Genomic DNA, 18,797 nt, shown 5'->3' on the forward strand with positions numbered 1-18,797 from the left:
AAGTTGAAATAGCAAAAATGGAAATCGAAAAAAGAACTAGTGAAATTGGATCGAAGTGCAATTTTTCGTACAATGCTTTTTGGGCGTTTATTTCAAGGATGATACTAAAATCATTGTGATTTACCCGTTGGAAAAAAGGTTTTCTCGTTTTATTTTTTTAGAAAAAGATTATTTTTGTGAAAATTGTATTATTGGAAATATAACCTTAAATGCTATGTGATAGATGAGTGATTCAGGATTATCGCCAAAAGTTATCGGAATTGCTCGTCACCGTCTTCAAACGGATGGCGAAGGAGTTTCCACGTTGGTGGCGTTTCACGGCTGCCCGTTGCGTTGTCGGCATTGCTTGAACCCCCAATCGAGGGACAAGGGAAGGCAATGGAAACGGTATGATTGTGCCGCGTTGTATGACGAGGTGAAGGTGGATGCCCTTTATTTTCTGGCAACTCGTGGAGGGGTGACTTTCGGGGGAGGGGAGCCGTGCTTACAGAGTGAATTTATCCGGGAGTTCCGGGAGCTTTGCGGGAGGGAGTGGCTGTTGACCTTGGAAACTTCGTTGAACGTGGAGCGGGAGCGTATAGAGCGTTTGCTTCCGGTGGTAGATCGTTTTATTATTGATATTAAAGATATGAATCCCGTTATTTACAAGCGATACACGGGGATGGATAACGAGGCTGTCATCCGTAATCTCTGTTTATTGATCGAACGGGGACGGGCGGGAGATATGATTGTACGCGTACCCCTTATTCCCGGTTATAATACCGATAGTGACCGGATGGAGAGTTGTCGGCAGTTGGAAGGGATGGGGGTAAAGCATTTTGATCTTTTCACGTATATAATAGACAGGTATGATGACTCCAGGAAAACAAACATGTAGAATCTTGAAAGAGATCCGCAAACAAATTGCCGAGGCGAACGACATAGAGTATATCGTTTCGGGATGCCAGTATAAAGGGGATTGTTTGGGTACTTGTCCCAAATGCGAGGAGGAGGTGCGTTATCTGACGCAAGCCTTGGAACACAGGCGTTTGGCGGGTAAGGTGGTCTCGTTGGTCGGGTTGTCCGTGGGGTTGTTGGGGCTTCCGCAAGCGGTGTGTGCTGCGGGAGAGGGGGATGTTGTCGGGGTGGAAACGGTTCACGTGAGAGCGGGGAAGGTACTCGTGAAAGGTCGGGTCACGGATAGCGTGGGGAATCCGTTGGAGAATGCGCATATCGTGGAAAAAGGAACTGCGAGGGGAACTTGCAGCGATAAGGATGGATATTTCACGTTGTGCGTGTCGGGATCGTTGCCGATATGTGTTTCGTTTGTCGGGTTTCAAACGAAGGAGATTTGGGTGCCGAGAGGGGGTATTCCTGATTTGCGGGTGGTGTTGGGGCGAGAGGTGTTCGTGATAGACGAAATTGGGGTGGATAGCTATTTTGAATATACTCGAAGATATGCTATTTCAGGTGTTGCAACTCTTAAAACGGATGACATTGTAACAAAACGTCGAAGAAGGTTTCATGTTGACGGGTGTGTCGTGGACGAGAACGGGATTCTCTTGTCTGGTGTCGAGATTTACCGGAAACGGTGTAAAAAGGAGATCCACGTGCAATATGTTTACCACCGGGGAATGTTTGATTTTTGGCAAAAAGGGCACAAGAAACTTTGGTTCGTCAAGGAGGGATATTTGCCGCAAAGGGTGAAAGTCAAGAAAAAGAATGCGAAAGGACTGCAAGTGGTGTTGAAAAGAGAAATCCAAGATAAAAAACGTAGTGTAAAGTAGCGATCAATTTAGAATGATTTCGTATCTTTGCATCATATTTTTCGTAAATAGTGGTATGAAAGCTTTCATGAAATATTGTATTCTGCTCATTTTAGCGGTAGTCTATCTCGGACAACAGATGGATACCTCTCGCTATGTGGAAAAGGCGGTGAGGCAGGAGCGGCTTGTTTCTAATGAAAAGGAGGCTTTCGAACGGTTAGCTATGCTGACGGCGATGAACGGGAACGCATTACCGGTGAACGTGGCACATGACGTTTCAAACGTACAGCCTACTTGCCGTTATTTGCAGAGGAATAGTTTTTCGCTTCAGGTCGAGGAATATAGAAAAATACTTACGCCTTATTTCAGGTATGTCGAAAATGATTATCTCGACTCTTTCGCGTTAAGACAGGACGGTGGATACTATGTCTTTGCCTTACGTGAAATCATTGTATGATTCAATTTTATTTTGTGGGAAAACTTTGCTCGCTCGTGAACGGGTAAAGGATGCTTTCGTGTGTCGCTATCGAATACACGGGACGGGACTGGTCTAAAGGAGTGTTGCCAGTATTCTGAATAAAATAATCATACATAAAATTAATATCATGGAAACTAAATTTGACTATATTGATGATGTCATCCTAAAAGTAGATGAAGGAAAAGTAGAGAAAAAGAAAAAATCACCCGTGAAACCTTTAGGGTTGTTGCTCGTGGGAGCTGCCATTCTTTGGGTTGGCGCAAATCATATTAATACGGCACAGAGCGATACGCTCTCTTCCATCATTATTATGATTGGGTTGGCTGTTGTGGGTTGGGGAATTATGGCATTTATTATCAAGAAAGAACGTTACGTGTACAAGCCGACGGGAAAAGCCATGAAGAAGCACAAAGTGTACGTGGCCGCGAACCAATCTTCTCAGTTGTACAATATTATCGAGCAAAACAAGTTTGATGATCTCCAGTCATTGAGCCGTGCCGACCAATCTAATTTGAGCCTGGAAGTTTTTTGTAGTGAAGACGAACAATACGCTTTATTGCAGGTGATGGAGTTTGTTCCTTACAATGATGTGCCGAGGACTGAGGTGAAAGTTTACGAGGGAACTCCAGCAAAACAAATAGCTTACTTCTTAAAATAGAAAATGGGGATAACCCCATTTTCTATTGTTTCTGAATTCCCAATTCGGCAGCTACCTTGAACATATATTCACGGGCTTCCGTGGGATCATTACCTATAATGCCCTCGAGGATAGCTTCCTTGATGGCATTTTTTATATCACCGATAGCTTTGCATGGTGGTAAATTGAAGGTTTCCATGATTTCCTCGCCGCTTACCGGAGGTTGGAAATTACGAATGGCATCTTTTTCTTCCACCTCTTTCAGTTTCTGGCGAACGATTTGAAAATTCTGCATGAAACGACGGACTTTTACTTCGTTTTTGGAAGTAATATCGGCTTCCGCGAGAGTCATCAGGTCGTCGATGTCGTCCCCGGCGTCAAATAGAAGACGGCGGACAGCCGAGTCGGTTACGATCTCTTCCGATAAAACAATCGGGCGCATATGCAGGGATACGAGTTTTTGCACGTATTTCATCTTCTCGTTCTGGGGAAGTTTAAGCCGATTGAATAGTTTGCCTACCATGCGCTCGCCGACATGGTTGTGCCCGTAGAATGTCCATCCCTGTCCCGGTATAAATTTCTTGGTCACTGGCTTGGCTATATCGTGGAGCAAGGCAGCCCAACGGAGCCACAGGTCGTCGGACACCCGGCTGACGGAGTCCAGTACGGTCAGCGTGTGATAGAAATTGTCTTTATGACCGATCCCGTCCACGGATTCCACGCCTTTGAGAGCCGTTAGCTCGGGAAAGAATACATCCAGCAATCCGGTTTGTTCCAATAACTTCAAGCCTACAGAAGGACGGGGAGATGCCATGATCTTATTGAATTCGTCCATGATACGCTCTTTTGACACGATTTTCAGGCGCTCTTTATTAGCGATGATGCCTTCAAAAGTAATAGCCTCGATCGTGAAATTCAATTGTGAGGCAAAACGTACCGCCCGCATCATACGTAACGGATCGTCCGAAAACGTGATGACGGGATCGAGAGGGGTTCGTAATATCCCGTCTTTCAGGTCTTGCATCCCGCCGAATGGATCGACTAATTGTCCGTAGGTTTCTTGGTTCAGGGAAATAGCTAAAGCGTTTATCGTGAAATCCCTGCGTTTCTGGTCGTCATCGACCGTACCTTCTTCCACGATCGGTTTGCGGGAATCCCTTTGATAAGATTCTTTGCGTGCACCGACGAATTCAATCTCCATTCCTTTGTAGCGGAACATAGCTGTCCCGAAATTCTTGAAAACGGAAACGTTGAGATTGCCGAGTTGTTTTGCCGCAGTTTCAGCCAATTCAATGCCACTACCCAAAACCACAATATCAATGTCCTTGGAAGGACGTCTTAATATAAGGTCGCGTACATAGCCTCCAATCACGTATATTTCCAACCCCTTTGCTGTCGCTATTTCGGATAAGACTTTAAAAATCGGATGAGTTAATTGCATATTTTATAGATAAACTTTATAAAGTTGTTCGCGTACAAAATTACCAAGTTATCCCTTACAGACCAAATAATTTGGTTTAGATTTACGGGAGGACTACTTTTTCGATATATTCGCGAATATTTTTAAGATTATGATGGGTAGAGAAAGACGATTGGCTGCATTATTTGATATGGATGGGGTGGTGCTTGACACGGAAGGGCAATACGACCTTTTTTGGATAGAACAAGGAAAGCGTTATCACCCCGGAATGCCTGATTTTTACAAGAAGATCAAAGGGATGACGACGGAGAAGATTTTGGAGGATTATTTCGGGGGTGATATGGATTTGCAGCAACAAATTTCTCGGGAATTGGACGAGTTCGAGAAGAAAATGAGTTATCCTTACGTGCCTGGGGTGGAGAATTTTATCCGGGTATTGTTGGATCATGGCGTGAGGATTGCTTTGGTGACTAGTTCCAATGACATGAAAATGTCATACGCTTTGAAGGCTCACCCGGAGTTTACCGGGTATTTTGAACGAATAATTACGGCGGATAAGGTCACGAAATCCAAACCGGATCCGGAATGTTTCTTGTTGGCGGCGAAAGAGTTGCAGATGGAAACGGATGTTTGTTGCGTTTTTGAAGATTCTTTTGCCGGTATTGAAGCCGGACGCAATGCCCGCATGAAAGTTGTCGGATTGGCTACCACGAACCCGGCAGAAAAAATTCAAGGAATGGTGGATTGGGTACTCCCGGATTTCACGGGATACACGTATGATGAATTTGAAGATTTATGGTTATTCAAATAAAAAACGGCAGTTTTCGGGCTGCCGTTTTTTATTTGAATAATCACATCATTCTTATTTTACGATTCCGGAGAATCCCATAAATGCCAGGGCTAATAATCCGGCGGTGACTAACGCGATAGGAGTGCCTTTCATGCCTTTCGGGATAGAGGTCAGTTCCAACTGTTCGCGGATACCGGCAAAGATAGTTAGGGCAAGCCCGAAACCGATAGCGGTAGAGGCAGCGAAAACCACGGATTCCAATAAATTATAGTTCTTTTGAATCACCATGATAGCAACACCCAATACAGCACAGTTTGTGGTGATCAGGGGAAGAAATACCCCTAGAGCCTGATAAAGTGACGGGCTCACTTTTTTCAGGATGATTTCCACCATTTGCACGAGAGCCGCGATAATTAGGATAAACACGATGGTCTGCATGAATCCTATTTCGAAGGGATCCAGTATTGTTTTTTGCACGATAAAGGTTACCAGCGTGGCTAAAATCATCACGAAAGTCACGGCTCCCGTCATACCGAGTGCAGTGGGAACACTCTTGGAAACCCCGAGGAACGGGCAGATTCCCAAGAACTGTGCCAATACGATATTATTGACAAATACTGCGGCTATGAATATAAATATGTATTCCATAATAATTTACGATTTATGATGGATGATTTTTTAATTGGTTTTTCTTATTCTGTTGATAAAGGCGATCAGGTAGCCTAGTGCGATGAAAGCCCCAGGGGCTAACACGAAAACGATCATCCCGTAGTTTTCACTGTACAGGGTGATGTTGAAAAGTTTCCCGCTACCCAATACTTCACGAATGCATCCCAATAAGGTCAGAGCCATCGTGAAGCCCAAGCCGATACCCAAACCGTCCAACATGGAAGGAATCGCCTTGTTCTTGGAGGCGAATGATTCGGCACGTCCCAACACGATACAGTTTACCACGATCAACGGGATGAATAATCCTAATGATTCGTGCAAACTGGGCAGATAGGCTGCCATACACATGTCTACCACGGTAACGAATGCCGCGATGATAACGATAAAACCGGGGATACGGATTTTATCGGGGATAGAGTTTGCCACGAGTGAAATAGCGAGATTGGATAACACGAGCACGAAGGCGGTAGCCAATCCCATACCCAAGCCGTTGATTGCCGAAGTCGTGACCCCTAGCGTGGGGCACATCCCGAGCAACAGTACAAAGGTCGGATTTTCTTTAAAGAACCCTTTGGTAAAGTTTTGCCAGTTGTTCATATCTTTATTTTTTCGATTGTTCTACTTTTGTTTGGAATCTTTGTCTAGCGCTCGGGCGGCACGGTTTACCGCGTCCAAGAAGGCTCGGGATGAAATGGTTGCTGCCGTGATAGCATCCACGTCACCCCCGTCTTTTGAAACCTGCAATCCTTTTGTTCCCGGGTTTTTACCGATAATGTTGCCTTTCGCGCCTTTCACGAACCAAGAATCCATTTTGGAACCCAATCCCGGTGTTTCCTTGTGACTCAACACGGAATAATTGTAAATCACGCCGTCCGGGGTGAAACCGACCATCAATTCTATTTTTCCACCAAACCCGTCGTTCGTGTAAGTTTTGATGGCGGTACCCACTAATTCTCCATTTTGTTTGGCAGGGTAAAACTCGACCGCTTCTTCGTTGTCAGAAGCTTTCACCATGTATTTGTCTGTCATCGGGTCATTATCGAAAGCCGGAACCACGGCACGTATTGCCTGTGTCTGTTTTTCGATTTGTACCTTTTCTATTAATCCTGCCGTGAGTGAGTTGACAACTCCTACGGCAGCGGAGGATATTAGTGTTACCAGAAATAACACCAGTACCATATTCTTAAAGCTCGATTCTAATTTCTTTCCCATCTGTTAAATCGTTAAATCGTCAATTATGCAAATCTCGCGGGTTTACAATATCTGTTGATTAGCGGCGTGAATCCGTTCATAATCAATATGGCAAATGACATTCCTTCCGGATAGGCTCCGAATACGCGGATAATCACGGTTAATACCCCGATACCTACACCATAGATAATCATGCCTTTATGCGTCATGGGGGAGGTCACGTAATCCGTTGCCATAAAGATCGCTCCTAACATCATACCTCCCGTGAAAAGATGGAACAGGGGATCGGCAAAATGCACGGGATTTACCAAATGCAATATGCCGGCAAACACGATAACCGTGGCGAAGATGGTCACGGGGATATGCCAAGTGATGATCTTGCGGATCAGCATATAGGCAAAACCGAGCAGAAGGCCGATGGCGGCAACTTCTCCCAAACTACCTCCCATGTTACCGATAATCATGTTACTGGATGAAAGTCCGGTAGAAGCAAGTGCGTCTGTCACGGACTGCCCGTTTTTCACGGCTTCTTTCACAATCGCTAACGGGGTTGCTCCCGTCACCGCATCCACGGTGGAGAATCCATTAGGTACAGGCCATGAAGTCATTTGCACTGGGAACGAAATCAACAGGAATACACGTCCCACGAGTGCCGGGTTGAAGATATTGTTTCCTAATCCCCCGAAACTCATTTTACCGATACCGATGGCGACTAATGCCCCGATAATCACGATCCACAAGGGAAGAGAGGAAGGAAGGTTGAAAGCTAGCAATACTCCCGTGATGATTGCCGAACCGTCCCAAACCGTGGGGCGTTGCTTCATCAGGTATTTTTGGATAATAAATTCAAAGATCAGACAGGCTACCACGGAGGTCAGCGTTACCAGTATGGCTCCTATCCCGAAAAACACGATAGAAAAGATGAAAGCGGGGATCAAGGCAATCAATACTCCGTACATATTTTTTTCTATCGAATCCCCGCTATGAATGTGAGGGGAGGGTGATATGGTGAAATTACTCATACTTTATAAATTATTTAATTTTTACGTGTACGTATCATTTGTCCTGTTCTGGCTTTACCCAAGCGAATCACGTCGAGTAATGGGCGATTTGCCGGACAGGTATAGCTACATGAACCACATTCGATGCAGTCCATCACTTTCTCGGCTTCCAGGGCTTCCAGTTTGTTGTGTTCCCCGAGAAGCATCAAATGATAAGGTTCCAGTCCCATCGGACACACGCTGACACATTTAGTGCAACGGATGCAATTGCGATTTTCTTTTCGAGAGGATTCTTCCTGGCGCATGAGTAATACACCACTTGTTCCTTTCGTGATAGACACGTTGGTTGTCGTCAAGGCTTTCCCCATCATTGGACCTCCGCCGATCACTTTTCCCGTGTCCTCGGGGAGTCCTCCGGCAGCCTCAATCAATTGAGCAAGCGGGGTTCCGATGCGGCAAAGGTAATTACCCGGTTCTTTCAGTGATTTCCCGGTTACGGTAACCACCCGCTCGAACAGAGGTTTGCGTTTCATGACAGCCTCGTAGACGGCATATACTGTCCCGACATTCTGGACGACAGCTCCCACGGCGATGGGAAGTGCCCCGGAGGGAACAAATTTTCCCGTGGTGGCTTGTATTAATTGTTTTTCACCTCCTTGCGGGTATTGTATTTTTAACGGGCAGATTTCAATGCCGTCAGCTAGTTTCGCGTGTTTCTCGAGTTCCTCGATTGCGTCTTTCTTGTTGTTCTCGATACCCACGATGGTACGTTTCACCCCGAGGGCTTTCATCAGTAACTCGATTCCGGCGATAAGTTCTTTCCCGTGTTCCAGCATTAGGCGATGGTCTGCCGTGAGGTACGGTTCACACTCGACTCCGTTGATGATTAGTACTTCTGCGGTACTTCCGGGAGGCGGGGATAGTTTTACGTGTGTGGGGAAGGTGGCTCCACCCATACCTACGATACCGGCGGCGTTGATTGCCGCTATGATTTCTTCTTTCGTGAATGTGTTGGGATGTTGAGAGAGAGGTTCTTTCAATATTTTCTCGTCCCATTCATCCCCTTCAACTTTTATCGTGATGGCAGGTCGGGGATAACCGCTTGCATCAATCACGGGATCGACACTCGTGACGGTTCCAGACACGGAACTGTGAATGTTGGCAGAGATAAATCCTGCCGCCTGACCGATAAGTTGTCCTACTTTTACTGTATCACCTTTTTTCACCGTGGGTGCGGCAGGTGCCCCGATATGTTGAGATAATGGAATAATAACTTGTTCGGGGAGGGGAAGCGTGATGATTTCCCCTTGTGCTGATAATTTATTTTCGGGTGGATGTACACCCCCTATTTTAAATGTCTTTAGCACGGCGTATTAATTTTAGATTTACGATTTTAAATTTAAGATCTTATGGATTCAGTGATTTATAATCACATAATCATTGAATCGACAATTACTGAATGGATTCGTCGTTTTTCGCTTCCGTGGTTGCCGGTTCCGTGATCTTTCGCGGCGGGAAGTTTACCTCGTGGATAGCGTGTGTCGGGCATACGCTTACACACTTGCGGCAAAGTTTGCACTTGCGGAAATCGATGTAGGCCAAGTTGTTTTCCAGGGTGATAGCCTCGAATGGACATTCTTTGACGCATTTTCCACAACCGATGCAAGCGACTGTACAAGCCTTGCGGGCGATATTCCCCTTGTCCTTGTTCACGCAGCACACGAAAACACGGCGGTCTTTCGGACCTTTGTTCCGCAATTCGATGATGTTTCTCGGGCAGGTTTTCACGCAGGCACCGCAGGCAACACATTTCTCGTCGGAAACGACGGGCAGACCGTTGGCATCCATGTGTATGGCATCGAATGCGCAAACGTTGACGCAATCGCCGCAACCAAGACATCCGTAGGTACAATCCGTTTCACCCCGGTAGAGGGAATGCTCGATCGCACATGAACGGTACCCGTCGTAGGTACTCGTGCGTTGACGATGGTCACAAGTGCCGTTACATCTCACGACCGCTATCTGCGGTGTTTGTGCCGATACTTCCATACCTAGCGCGGAGGCGACTTTCGCCATAGTTTCCGCTCCTCCCACCGGACAAAACAGTCCATCCAATGAAGTGGCTTTTACCGTGGCTTCCGCGAAACCCCTACACCCGGGTTTGCCGCATCCCCCGCAATTTGCCCCAGGCAGAATGCTTTCCACGATATCAATTCTCGGGTCTTCCTCGACCTTGAACTTTTGCGCGACAAAATAAAGAATCACTGCCGATGCGATCCCTATGGCGCATAAAAAAATGATGGTGTAAATAATGGTAGTAGTCATCATAAGGTGTTTGTTTTGTCTCCTCTAGTTCTGTTATAACGCCCGTAAAGTTATTATTTTTTTTCTAGGTTATGCTATTTTAACCTTAAATTTTATTTTCCGGGCAAAGCTATTTCTGCAAAAATACAGTATGGTAAAGTAAACTGCGACGGCTAGGAGAACAAGAGAGGCGGCAACGATTTCACTCGTCCCCGATAAAGTTAGCAGGGCGAGTAACGCGATAATCAAGACAGAGGGAAGAATATAGGCGAAAACGACTGATAACGTGGCGTTCCGGGTGCTGGCGGTGACGATGACTTTATCACCGACAGCCACGGGAATGTCAGGTCGTTCCGCCGTGATATTTTTTTGCACGACTTCCGATAGACCACAAGCGCTTTTGGAATGGCAGGATGCACACGCCGATTGATTCTGTATTGCCACGATGATAGAGGATTCCTCTACTTTTATAACAATCCCGTCGTGTTCTATCGTGTCTTTTGCCATCTCTGCCTTCCCTTTCTTATTTTTTACGCATAAACACGTTGATCGGAACCCCGGTGAAATTCCAGTGCTCCCGGATTTTGTTTTCCAGGAAACGCTTGTACGGGTCTTTCACGTATTGCGGTAAGTTGCAGTAGAATGCGAAAGACGGCGTCTTTGTGGGTAATTGCGTTACGTATTTAATGCGGATATATTTTCCTTTTAAACTTGGCGGGGGATAGTTTTCTATCTCTTCCAGCATAATCCGGTTCAATTCCGAGGTCTTGAGTTTCTGTTTCCGGCTTTCGTAAGTTGCTATGGCGGCTTCCAGTGCTTTCAGCAAGCGCTGTTTCGTGAGGGCGGAGGTGAAAATGATCTCCACGTCGTTGAAAGGAGCCATTTTAGCCCGCAGGTCTTTCTCGAAATTGATAGTGGTCTTGTTGTCCTTCTCGATTAAGTCCCACTTGTTCACTAGAACCACGATTCCTTTCTGGTTACGCTCGATCAGGTGAAATATGGTCAAGTCCTGGGCTTCCATGCCCCGGGTGGCATCAATCAATAGCATACACACGTCGCAATCCTCGATGGCACGTACGGAACGCATCACGGAATAGAATTCCACGTCCTCGTTTACTTTGGCTTTCTTGCGCAGTCCGGCTGTATCCACGAGCAGGAAGTCGTGCCCGAAGCGGTTGTAACGGGTGGTCAACGTGTCGCGTGTCGTTCCCGCTATTTCGGTAACGATATTTCGCTCTTCCCCGATCAAGGCGTTGATCGTGGAGGATTTTCCCACGTTGGGGCGTCCCACGATAGCAATTTTCGGCAGCTCGTCTTCTTCTTCCAGCGGTTCGTCGGTAAAGTGGGATACCAGTTTATCAAGCAATTCTCCCGTTCCCGATCCGTTGATGGATGAGATGGGAAATATTTCTTCCCCGACACCTAGTTTGTAGAATTCGTGAACGTCGTAAAGTCGTTCACCGTTATCCACTTTGTTGGCAACAAGGTAGATTGGTTTCGTTACTTTCCGCAACATGCGGGCGAAACTATAATCCAGGTCGGTGATGCCTAGTTCCACGTCGCACACGAACAGGATCACGTCCGCTTCGTCCATGGCTAGTAGCACCTGTTTGTTGATTTCTTCCTCGAAAATATCAGAACTGTTGGAAACGTACCCTCCCGTGTCGATAACGGAAAAGTCTTTGCCGTTCCACACTGATTTACCGTAGTTCCGGTCACGGGTCACACCGCTTTCCTCGTTCACGATGGCTACACGTCCACCGACCAAGCGATTGAAAAGTGTTGATTTTCCCACGTTGGGGCGTCCTACTATGGCAACAATATTACTCATCTTATGAATTGAAAATTGAAAATTGAGAATGATGATTTGCAATCTCAATTTTAGTTATTAATGTTATAATTGTTTGTAACCGAAGCGTTTCAAGTCATTTTCCTTGTTGCGCCAGTCTTTCAGGACTTTGACGTACAGGTTGAGGAAAACTTTTTTACTGAAAAAAGCTTCGATGTCGGCACGGGCTTCCGTTCCGACTTTTTTCAAGGCAGAGCCTTGGTGCCCGATGAGGATGCCTTTTTGGGAATCGCGTTCGACGTTGATAACCGCCATGATGTTGATTCGTTTGGCATCTTCTTTGAATTCTTCGATGACCACCTCTACGGAGTAAGGAATTTCTTTGTCATAGTTCAACAAAATCTTTTCCCGGATAATTTCTGTCACGAAGAAACGGGCGGGCATATCCGTCATTTCTTCCTTGTCAAAGTAAGGTTCCCCGACGGGAAGCAATTCCAGAATCCGTTTGTACAGGTTGTCAACGTTGAAGTTCTCGGTTGCCGAGATTGGAAATATTTCCGCTTGCGGAATGATTTCCTTCCATTTCGTGAATAGTGCATCCAGCTTATCCGGCGTGGTCAGATCGATTTTGTTCAATACCAACAGGATGGGAACTTCGCTTTTCTTTACCTTCTCGATAAAGTCGGCATTCTTCTCGAAATTCTCCACCACGTCAGTAACGTAGAGGATGATGTCCGCATCGATGATGGCAGTCTTCGAGAAGTCCAGCATATATTCCTGCATCTTGTAACTTGGCTTCACGACTCCCGGGGTGTCTGAAAACACGATTTGAAAATCCTCTCCGTTCACGATACCTTTGATGCGGTGGCGTGTGGTTTGGGATTTAGACGTGATAATCGATAATTTTTCCCCGACTAATCGATTCATCAAGGTGGATTTTCCCACGTTGGGATTTCCTAAAATATTGACAAAACCTGCTTTATGCTCCATGTACTCAAAAATTTATTGGGTACAAAAGTACAATTAAAAATTGGATTTGAGAAATCAACTCTTATCAATCTCCAATCTATCCTCTATCGGGATAGATTTAGGATAGCCTTTTATTTGCAATTAGAAAAAAATTGTTATAAATCAACTTGCAGGTATGTTTATTATTGAATTCCGACAGGGGTAGTTCCTCTCCGTTATCACGGCTTTATCTTTTTAGGAAATGGAACAAGAAAAGTTATTTATGCTATATGACTCGCTTGGCTGGACGAGCAGATTGAAAAATGGTAATACCCCGCCGTTTGCACGTGGCGGGGTAAATGCTTGTATCTGCGGTATGACCGGGATTGGTGGAATTGTTACTTGTATATGTATTCTATCTTTTCCGAGTTGGCGGGATTTTGCGGGTCGGTTTTGACAATCCATGCTCCCGTGTTGTCGTACTCGTACTTGTAACGAGGATCGGTCTGGTTGCCGAATTCATCGTAATGGATGGTCGTGTTGCCCGTGATCTTCTCGTTTTGCAGGTTTTCTTTCTCGTAGGATATGGCGGTGAGGTAACCGTAAGGGTTGTAACCGTAGCGCGACGTTTGTTTTGTGATCGGGTTATGGATGTCCGGTTTCAGGTTTATTTTGATTTCTTGCATCAGGCGTCCTTTGTTGTCGTATGTCAGATCGGTTTGGGCGTATATTTGCCCGTTGGCGTATTCTTGTATTTGAATGATTTGTCCTTCGTTGTTATAGGTTTCTATACGGTTCCTGTCGTTATGCCATTTCGTGTTTTTCATGCTGATATGCCCTTGTATGTTGTACTGGCAATTGACTTGGCACAGGATGTTCTTGGAAAGGGAATCCACTGTTTCCTCCTCGAAGCATTTGCCGAGGTCGTTGTATTTGAAGGTCGTGACGACCGTGGACAGGGTGGAATCTTTTACCAGTGTCGTGGTGACGGATTCCAATAAATAGCCGTGATCATTGTATTTATAGCAAACATTGGTAGTGGTATCTCCCGTCACGAGGGTTTCGCAAGTGATTTTGTTGCCCCTGTAATATTTCGTGCACGAGGGGGTAGACCATATCATGGAGTCCACGAATTGTTCTCTTAACTGGTACGCCTTGTCCCTGAATGGCTTGTACTTGTGGTCTTGCAGGTATTTTTTCACGAGAGGGAGTCGTGCGGACGAGTCAATTTGGGCGATCAGGATCACGAGATCGACGCTGTCATTCGTGTATTCTACTTCCGGCAGGAAGTTTCTCGGGCAGCCGCTGAGATACGGGCAGTTCAGGTAGGCGTTGATGGCAGTTTTCATTTCTTCCGGGTTGTAGGCGTTCTTGATTTCGCCGTACAAATGTATGTCGTACATTTTTTCCACGTCTGCTTTATAGGGACGAGGTTCTTTCGTGCCCGAGTAGAATGTTTTCAGCACGGGGTTGTTGAAGAAAGCCAGTATGCTCGAGTCGGTGGTACAAGTACAAGCACCGTCGTAAAGTAGTTTGTTGTAAATGGTGGCTACTGCCGGATAGTTGTACAAGGTGTCGAAATCCGTGAAGTAGGTTTCGCATTTGCCCAAGGTCGGTTGTGATTTCAGATCGGCGAATTGTACCTTTTCTTTCAGTACGATGATCGAGTTGAATATTTTCGGGGTTATCGCGTATTTGTATTTTGCCAGCAGACCGAGCAAGGTGCGCGAATCTTTCAGTTGAGAGTCGGAATACGCCAGAATGGCGTAGATCGTGGAGTCGGCTTTCCAAACGAAAGTTTCGTAGTTCAGCCCAGCATCCCGGCAGATGGAACGGACACGAGCCCCGTCGTCCTGTTGATTTTCTTCCATGCTGGTTTTCAAGTAAGGTTCGACAGCCCCGAGGCTAGGGTCGAAAAGAAGTGTTTCCAGTGCATCGGCAAGAGCGATTTCATGTTTATACGTTTCGGCACTCTTGAGGTCAATCCTCTCTTTTACCCTCGCGTATTTATCCCGTTCCACTCTTGCGATGTGCTCGTATAGTTTTTCAATCCTGTTTTGCTTCTGCGCGAAAAGGTCGTTGGTGAAGCCCCCCGTGAAAAGCGTACAAATGATAATCGTTGGTAATAATTTTTTCATATCGTTCTCAAATTTAGCGTAGTATCTACGTAAAAATAGGGATAAAGTTCGATGTGGATAACAGTTTTAGCTATAATTATCTATCTTTGTTAGGTAATTTTAAATACGAGTTATGATTATTGATGTGATTGGCAATACGGAAAAAATAGAAGGATTAAATCCTTGGTTTAAAGTTGTTTTTGAGTATATAAGAACGCATGATCTCGTGAATATGCCCGTGGGGAGGATCGATGTGGCGGGGGATGATGCTTATATCAAGATCGAGGATGCCCGGGGACGAAGTGTCGGGGAGGCTGTGTATGAACGGCATGATAAATATATCGATATTCAGATGCCTCTGTCCGGGCAGGAATCTTACGGGTGGAAGGCAAAAAGCCGGTTGGGTGAGGAGTCTGCTCCCTATAACAAAGAGGGAGATTATACGTTTTATAAAGATCGGGTGGAGGATGTATTATTTACGCTTTCTCCCGGTGAATTCGTGATCTTCTTCCCGGAGGATGCCCACGCGCCTTGTATTGGCGAGGGAGTAATCCGGAAGATGGTGGCGAAAGTGAAAAATTCTGTAATTTAGTGATTTTCGATTGTCGATTTATGATTGGCTGTCGTGAACCTAGGAGAAAATTATAAATTGAGTTATTATGAAGAAATGGCATAAAATTGTATTGGGGATCGTGGCGGTTTTGGTGATCGCTTATTTTTGTTTGCCTTACTATGCCCGGCAGGCTCTGTTGTACTGGTATCCTTCCATTGACGATTTGTCGATGTTTGACAGGCACACGGTGCGGAAAGCCGATTCTACCTGGAATTGGGCTCAGGCAAGGGATTACAATACTTACGAGATGAGTTCGGAGGATGATGCTTACCTGGATAATTTTCGTACGGTGTCGTTTCTCGTGATTCAGAATGACAGTATCGTGTACGAGGAATATCGTTCCGGGTGGAATGACACGAAGACTTCGAATATATTTTCTTCGACGAAGAGTATCGTGGGGTTGTTGGTCGGGGTGGCTTATGACGAGGGGAAGATCGAGAGTTTGGACGATCCCGTGTGGAAATATGTTCCCGAGTTCAAGGAGGGGGAGAAGAAGAAGATCACGATTCGCGATTTGTTGACAATGAGTGGCGGGTTGAACTGGGACGAGGCTTATGCTTCCTTGTTTTCCGTGACGACACACGGGTATTACGGGAATGATTTGTACGAGTTGGTAACCGGGTTGGACGTGATCGAGGAGCCGGGAAAGCGGTTCTCTTACCGGAGTGGCGACACGCAGATATTGGCGTTTGTTGTGGAGAAGGCGACGGGGAAGACGATCAGCGATTACGCGGAGGAGAAGCTGTGGCGACCGATGCAGGCGGGGCAGGATGCTTACTGGTTGCTGGATAAGAAGGACGGGGACGAGAAATCGTTCTGTTGTTTCCATACCACCGCCCGTGAGGTGGCTCGCTTTGCCCGCCTGATGTTGCATCACGGCAATTGGAACGGGAAGCAATTGATCTCGGAAGAGTATATCAACGAGGCTATGAGTCCGGCGAGATACCTGAAAGACGAGTGGGGAAAGGATTCCCTGGATTATTACGGTTTCCAGATTTGGATTATGAATTATCACGGTCAGCGTAACCCGTATTTCCGGGGAATGCTGGGACAGTATATTATTGCCATACCGGAACGGAACGCTATTATTGTCCGGCTGGGACATAAAAAAGATGAAAAACGTATTCGGGAAACTACCCGTGACGTGTACCGCTATATGGATATCGGGATGAAGATTTTGGATAATAGACAATAGAGTGTTTTGTAGATTTTAAAAGAAAAATCTATATTTGTATATTCAACAAGGGTTGATTTACATGGATATGGATGAAATACGTTCAGATGAAATCTTCGAGGCTATAAAGCGGAGGGAGCATGGTGTCTTTAAGCAACTTTTTGAAACTTATTTCAAGAAGATGACGCTTTTTGCCGAATATTTTCTTCTGGACAGGGATGAGGCGGAGGATATCGCACAGGAGATTTTCGTGGATTTGTGGAATAATGCACCGACGCTTCCGGGAATTGCAAATTTGAAGTCTTATCTTTTCGTGCAAGTCCGGAATAAATGTTTGAATCGGTTGAAGCATCTTCACGTGGAAGACCATTATAAGCAATGGTTAGCGGAAGCACAAGCATATGCGGAGATCCCGGAGGTGGAGATTGACCCGGAATTGTTGCAGCGGGTGTATGAGGTGATCGAGGAGTTGCCCGATCAATCCCGCCTTGTTTTTAAAAGTTGTGTGTTGGAAGGGAAAAAGTATAAGGACGTGGCGGAAGAAATGGGAATTTCAGTCAACACGGTGAATACCCAGATGAAACGGGCGTATAAATATATTCGAACCCGTTTGGGAGTTTCTTTTTTGATTATTCTTGCTGTTGTCTAGGTCGGATAATCAGTGTTTTACAAAAAAAAAAAAAATTCTTCGGATTTTTGTCACTGTGTTTTTCCTTGAAGTTGTCTTATATATGATTACAGCAAATAAATGCTATGCAAAAAATAGATTGGTACATATTGAAACGATCGATAAAAGGCGATTTGACGGACGAGGAAAAGCAGACTCTAGGTGTTTGGCTGAATGAATCGGAGGAGAATAGAGGCTATTATCGGAAAATGCAGAGTTTCTTTGCCCACGGAGAGGAGGACAAAGAGATTGATGTTTTGAAGAATTTCAGGCAATTTGAACGGAAAACATATGGTAAACGGCGACGTTTGATTTTTGGTGTATTAAAATATGCTGCTGTGCTGGTTGTGTTGGTCGGGAGTGTTGTCCTGTGGCGAGGATTGGGTACTGATTCCCGGGAAACGGGTACGAGACAATTCGCTTTAGCACCGGGTATAGAGAAAGCTATATTATACACGGGGACGGGAGAGCGGATTGTGCTGGAAGCACAAGTGAGGAGAAATATCGTGGTTGCCGATAGTTTCCGGGTACAGCAAGATAGCAACGTGTTGAATTATGCAGCGATGAATGCGGAAGGAAAGGTCATCAACGAAATGCACATGATGCGGGTGCCCCGGGGCGGAGAGTTCTCCATGAAGTTGAGTGACGGTACGATGGTGTACCTCAACGCGGAAACCGACTTGCGTTATCCCGTGCAGTTTAACGATGACGAAAGACGTGTAGTTCTCATGGGCGAGGCGTATTTCGACGTGACGAAGTCGGGTAAGCCGTTTGTCGTAGAAGTAAACGGATTCGAGGTGAGGGTGTTGGGTACTCGTTTTAATGTGCATGCTTACAAGGGAGAAACTCGTTTTGAAACGACCTTGGAGCAGGGAAGCGTGGAAGTAAAGACCAAAGATCATTTTTTGCTTCTGGAACCGGGAGAACAAGCGGTGTTGACCGACGAGGGTAGATTAAGCAAGCAGAAAGTAGATGTCCATCGCTACACGGCATGGAAGGATGGGCATTTTGTCTTTGATGACGAGCGGCTGGAAGACGTGATGAACACGGTAGCCCGGTGGTATGATATAAAAGTGTTCTATCATAACCAGGACGTGAAAGATGTTCGAATAAACGGGAATATTAGCCGGTACAGGGATTTTTCCGTGTTATTGGAGAAAATAGAAAAATTGGATGTGGCACAATTTGAAATAAAAGAGAATACAATCATAGTGAAAAGTAGATAAAAGGAAGAGGAGTGTCCCCACACTCCCC

20 protein-coding genes are annotated in these 18,797 nt (G+C 45.7%); 9 read left to right on the forward strand and 11 right to left on the reverse strand.

What is annotated here, in order from left to right; translation table 11 throughout:
- Positions 1 to 223: 223 nt before the first annotated feature.
- The 4 genes from A3CY_RS0114415 (at position 224) to A3CY_RS0114430 (ending at position 2,881) form a co-directional block, all read left to right on the forward strand.
- A complete protein-coding gene (locus A3CY_RS0114415) occupies positions 224 to 877 on the forward strand; it encodes a radical SAM protein (protein ID WP_018338635.1) in 654 nt (217 codons plus the stop codon).
- The gene (locus A3CY_RS22140) at positions 849 to 1,766 is read left to right on the forward strand and encodes a carboxypeptidase-like regulatory domain-containing protein (protein WP_155828360.1); all 918 of its coding nucleotides are present in this window, start codon (positions 849 to 851) and stop codon (positions 1,764 to 1,766) included. Before A3CY_RS0114415 ends, A3CY_RS22140 begins: the two co-directional genes overlap by 29 nt.
- A 67-nt stretch (positions 1,767 to 1,833) precedes the next feature.
- Positions 1,834 to 2,202, forward strand: a complete 369-nt coding sequence (locus A3CY_RS0114425) for a hypothetical protein (RefSeq protein WP_148375196.1) — start codon at positions 1,834 to 1,836, stop codon at positions 2,200 to 2,202.
- Between the two features lie 148 nt (positions 2,203 to 2,350).
- On the forward strand, positions 2,351 to 2,881 hold the full coding sequence (locus tag A3CY_RS0114430; protein ID WP_018338638.1) for a hypothetical protein: 531 nt from the start codon (positions 2,351 to 2,353) through the stop codon (positions 2,879 to 2,881).
- Between the two features lie 22 nt (positions 2,882 to 2,903).
- On the opposite strand, the gene A3CY_RS0114435 is transcribed toward A3CY_RS0114430, so the two are convergent.
- Positions 2,904 to 4,301 carry a CCA tRNA nucleotidyltransferase gene (locus A3CY_RS0114435; RefSeq protein WP_018338639.1) on the reverse strand — a complete coding sequence of 466 codons (1,398 nt, stop codon included), beginning with the start codon at positions 4,299 to 4,301 and terminating at the stop codon, positions 2,904 to 2,906.
- Positions 4,302 to 4,434: 133 nt separating this feature from the next.
- On the opposite strand from A3CY_RS0114435, the gene A3CY_RS0114440 reads away from it, so the two are divergent.
- The gene (locus A3CY_RS0114440) at positions 4,435 to 5,091 is read left to right on the forward strand and encodes an HAD family hydrolase (protein WP_026207700.1); all 657 of its coding nucleotides are present in this window, start codon (positions 4,435 to 4,437) and stop codon (positions 5,089 to 5,091) included.
- A gap of 51 nt (positions 5,092 to 5,142) precedes the next feature.
- Here the strand turns inward: A3CY_RS0114440 and rsxA are convergent, their stop codons facing one another.
- The 10 genes from rsxA to A3CY_RS0114490 all read right to left on the reverse strand — a co-directional run bounded on the left by rsxA (position 5,143) and on the right by A3CY_RS0114490 (position 15,110).
- Complete coding sequence (gene rsxA / locus A3CY_RS0114445; RefSeq protein ID WP_018338641.1) at positions 5,143 to 5,718, reverse strand: electron transport complex subunit RsxA; 576 nt, start codon at positions 5,716 to 5,718, stop codon at positions 5,143 to 5,145.
- A gap of 30 nt (positions 5,719 to 5,748) precedes the next feature.
- Positions 5,749 to 6,336 (reverse strand): RnfABCDGE type electron transport complex subunit E, encoded by a 588-nt coding sequence (locus tag A3CY_RS0114450; RefSeq protein WP_018338642.1) that lies wholly within the window; start codon positions 6,334 to 6,336, stop codon positions 5,749 to 5,751.
- Positions 6,337 to 6,357: 21 nt separating this feature from the next.
- Positions 6,358 to 6,951, reverse strand: a complete 594-nt coding sequence (locus A3CY_RS0114455; RefSeq protein ID WP_040371872.1) for an RnfABCDGE type electron transport complex subunit G — start codon at positions 6,949 to 6,951, stop codon at positions 6,358 to 6,360.
- 23 nt (positions 6,952 to 6,974) lie between these two features.
- A complete protein-coding gene (locus tag A3CY_RS0114460; RefSeq protein ID WP_018338644.1) occupies positions 6,975 to 7,952 on the reverse strand; it encodes an RnfABCDGE type electron transport complex subunit D in 978 nt (325 codons plus the stop codon).
- 14 nt (positions 7,953 to 7,966) lie between these two features.
- Positions 7,967 to 9,298, reverse strand: a complete 1,332-nt coding sequence (rsxC, locus tag A3CY_RS0114465) for an electron transport complex subunit RsxC (protein ID WP_018338645.1) — start codon at positions 9,296 to 9,298, stop codon at positions 7,967 to 7,969.
- A gap of 85 nt (positions 9,299 to 9,383) precedes the next feature.
- Positions 9,384 to 10,259, reverse strand: coding sequence for a Fe-S cluster domain-containing protein (locus A3CY_RS0114470; RefSeq protein ID WP_018338646.1), 876 nt, complete (start codon positions 10,257 to 10,259; stop codon positions 9,384 to 9,386).
- Between the two features lie 66 nt (positions 10,260 to 10,325).
- A complete protein-coding gene (locus tag A3CY_RS0114475) occupies positions 10,326 to 10,742 on the reverse strand; it encodes a SoxR reducing system RseC family protein (protein WP_018338647.1) in 417 nt (138 codons plus the stop codon).
- Positions 10,743 to 10,758: 16 nt separating this feature from the next.
- A complete protein-coding gene (gene der, locus A3CY_RS0114480) occupies positions 10,759 to 12,066 on the reverse strand; it encodes a ribosome biogenesis GTPase Der (RefSeq protein WP_026207701.1) in 1,308 nt (435 codons plus the stop codon).
- 63 nt (positions 12,067 to 12,129) lie between these two features.
- Positions 12,130 to 13,014 carry a GTPase Era gene (era, locus tag A3CY_RS0114485; protein ID WP_018338649.1) on the reverse strand — a complete coding sequence of 295 codons (885 nt, stop codon included), beginning with the start codon at positions 13,012 to 13,014 and terminating at the stop codon, positions 12,130 to 12,132.
- A gap of 356 nt (positions 13,015 to 13,370) precedes the next feature.
- Positions 13,371 to 15,110 (reverse strand): hypothetical protein, encoded by a 1,740-nt coding sequence (locus A3CY_RS0114490; protein ID WP_018338650.1) that lies wholly within the window; start codon positions 15,108 to 15,110, stop codon positions 13,371 to 13,373.
- A gap of 112 nt (positions 15,111 to 15,222) precedes the next feature.
- Between A3CY_RS0114490 and A3CY_RS0114495 the strand changes: the two genes are divergently transcribed.
- From A3CY_RS0114495 to A3CY_RS21135, 4 genes are all read left to right on the forward strand, one after another.
- Complete coding sequence (locus A3CY_RS0114495) at positions 15,223 to 15,681, forward strand: YhcH/YjgK/YiaL family protein (RefSeq protein ID WP_018338651.1); 459 nt, start codon at positions 15,223 to 15,225, stop codon at positions 15,679 to 15,681.
- A gap of 67 nt (positions 15,682 to 15,748) precedes the next feature.
- Positions 15,749 to 16,897, forward strand: a complete 1,149-nt coding sequence (locus A3CY_RS0114500; RefSeq protein ID WP_018338652.1) for a serine hydrolase domain-containing protein — start codon at positions 15,749 to 15,751, stop codon at positions 16,895 to 16,897.
- Positions 16,898 to 16,964: 67 nt separating this feature from the next.
- The gene (locus A3CY_RS0114505; protein ID WP_169503671.1) at positions 16,965 to 17,525 is read left to right on the forward strand and encodes an RNA polymerase sigma-70 factor; all 561 of its coding nucleotides are present in this window, start codon (positions 16,965 to 16,967) and stop codon (positions 17,523 to 17,525) included.
- Positions 17,526 to 17,629: 104 nt separating this feature from the next.
- Positions 17,630 to 18,769: a FecR family protein gene (locus tag A3CY_RS21135; protein ID WP_018338654.1), complete on the forward strand. Its 1,140-nt coding sequence runs from the start codon at positions 17,630 to 17,632 to the stop codon at positions 18,767 to 18,769.
- Positions 18,770 to 18,797 lie beyond the last annotated feature (28 nt).

This window comes from Butyricimonas synergistica DSM 23225 (genome assembly GCF_000379665.1).
Classification (GTDB): Bacteria; Bacteroidota; Bacteroidia; order Bacteroidales; family Marinifilaceae; genus Butyricimonas; species Butyricimonas synergistica.

Bases quoted from the DNA above. Each gene is read 5' to 3' on its own strand.
- A3CY_RS0114490 (WP_018338650.1), bottom strand. From the start codon at position 15,110: ATGAAAAAATTATTACCAACGATTATCATTTGTACGCTTTTCACGGGG.
- A3CY_RS0114505 (WP_169503671.1), top strand. From the start codon at position 16,965: ATGGATGAAATACGTTCAGATGAAATCTTCGAGGCTATAAAGCGGAGG.
- era (WP_018338649.1), bottom strand. From the start codon at position 13,014: ATGGAGCATAAAGCAGGTTTTGTCAATATTTTAGGAAATCCCAACGTG.
- A3CY_RS21135 (WP_018338654.1), top strand. From the start codon at position 17,630: ATGCAAAAAATAGATTGGTACATATTGAAACGATCGATAAAAGGCGAT.
- A3CY_RS0114460 (WP_018338644.1), bottom strand. From the start codon at position 7,952: ATGAGTAATTTCACCATATCACCCTCCCCTCACATTCATAGCGGGGAT.
- A3CY_RS0114470 (WP_018338646.1), bottom strand. From the start codon at position 10,259: ATGATGACTACTACCATTATTTACACCATCATTTTTTTATGCGCCATA.
- A3CY_RS0114475 (WP_018338647.1), bottom strand. From the start codon at position 10,742: ATGGCAAAAGACACGATAGAACACGACGGGATTGTTATAAAAGTAGAG.
- A3CY_RS0114415 (WP_018338635.1), top strand. From the start codon at position 224: ATGAGTGATTCAGGATTATCGCCAAAAGTTATCGGAATTGCTCGTCAC.
- A3CY_RS0114425 (WP_148375196.1), top strand. From the start codon at position 1,834: ATGAAATATTGTATTCTGCTCATTTTAGCGGTAGTCTATCTCGGACAA.
- A3CY_RS0114430 (WP_018338638.1), top strand. From the start codon at position 2,351: ATGGAAACTAAATTTGACTATATTGATGATGTCATCCTAAAAGTAGAT.
- A3CY_RS0114440 (WP_026207700.1), top strand. From the start codon at position 4,435: ATGGGTAGAGAAAGACGATTGGCTGCATTATTTGATATGGATGGGGTG.
- der (WP_026207701.1), bottom strand. From the start codon at position 12,066: ATGAGTAATATTGTTGCCATAGTAGGACGCCCCAACGTGGGAAAATCA.
- A3CY_RS0114435 (WP_018338639.1), bottom strand. From the start codon at position 4,301: ATGCAATTAACTCATCCGATTTTTAAAGTCTTATCCGAAATAGCGACA.
- A3CY_RS22140 (WP_155828360.1), top strand. From the start codon at position 849: ATGATGACTCCAGGAAAACAAACATGTAGAATCTTGAAAGAGATCCGC.
- rsxA (WP_018338641.1), bottom strand. From the start codon at position 5,718: ATGGAATACATATTTATATTCATAGCCGCAGTATTTGTCAATAATATC.
- A3CY_RS0114495 (WP_018338651.1), top strand. From the start codon at position 15,223: ATGATTATTGATGTGATTGGCAATACGGAAAAAATAGAAGGATTAAAT.
- A3CY_RS0114450 (WP_018338642.1), bottom strand. From the start codon at position 6,336: ATGAACAACTGGCAAAACTTTACCAAAGGGTTCTTTAAAGAAAATCCG.
- A3CY_RS0114455 (WP_040371872.1), bottom strand. From the start codon at position 6,951: ATGGGAAAGAAATTAGAATCGAGCTTTAAGAATATGGTACTGGTGTTA.
- A3CY_RS0114500 (WP_018338652.1), top strand. From the start codon at position 15,749: ATGAAGAAATGGCATAAAATTGTATTGGGGATCGTGGCGGTTTTGGTG.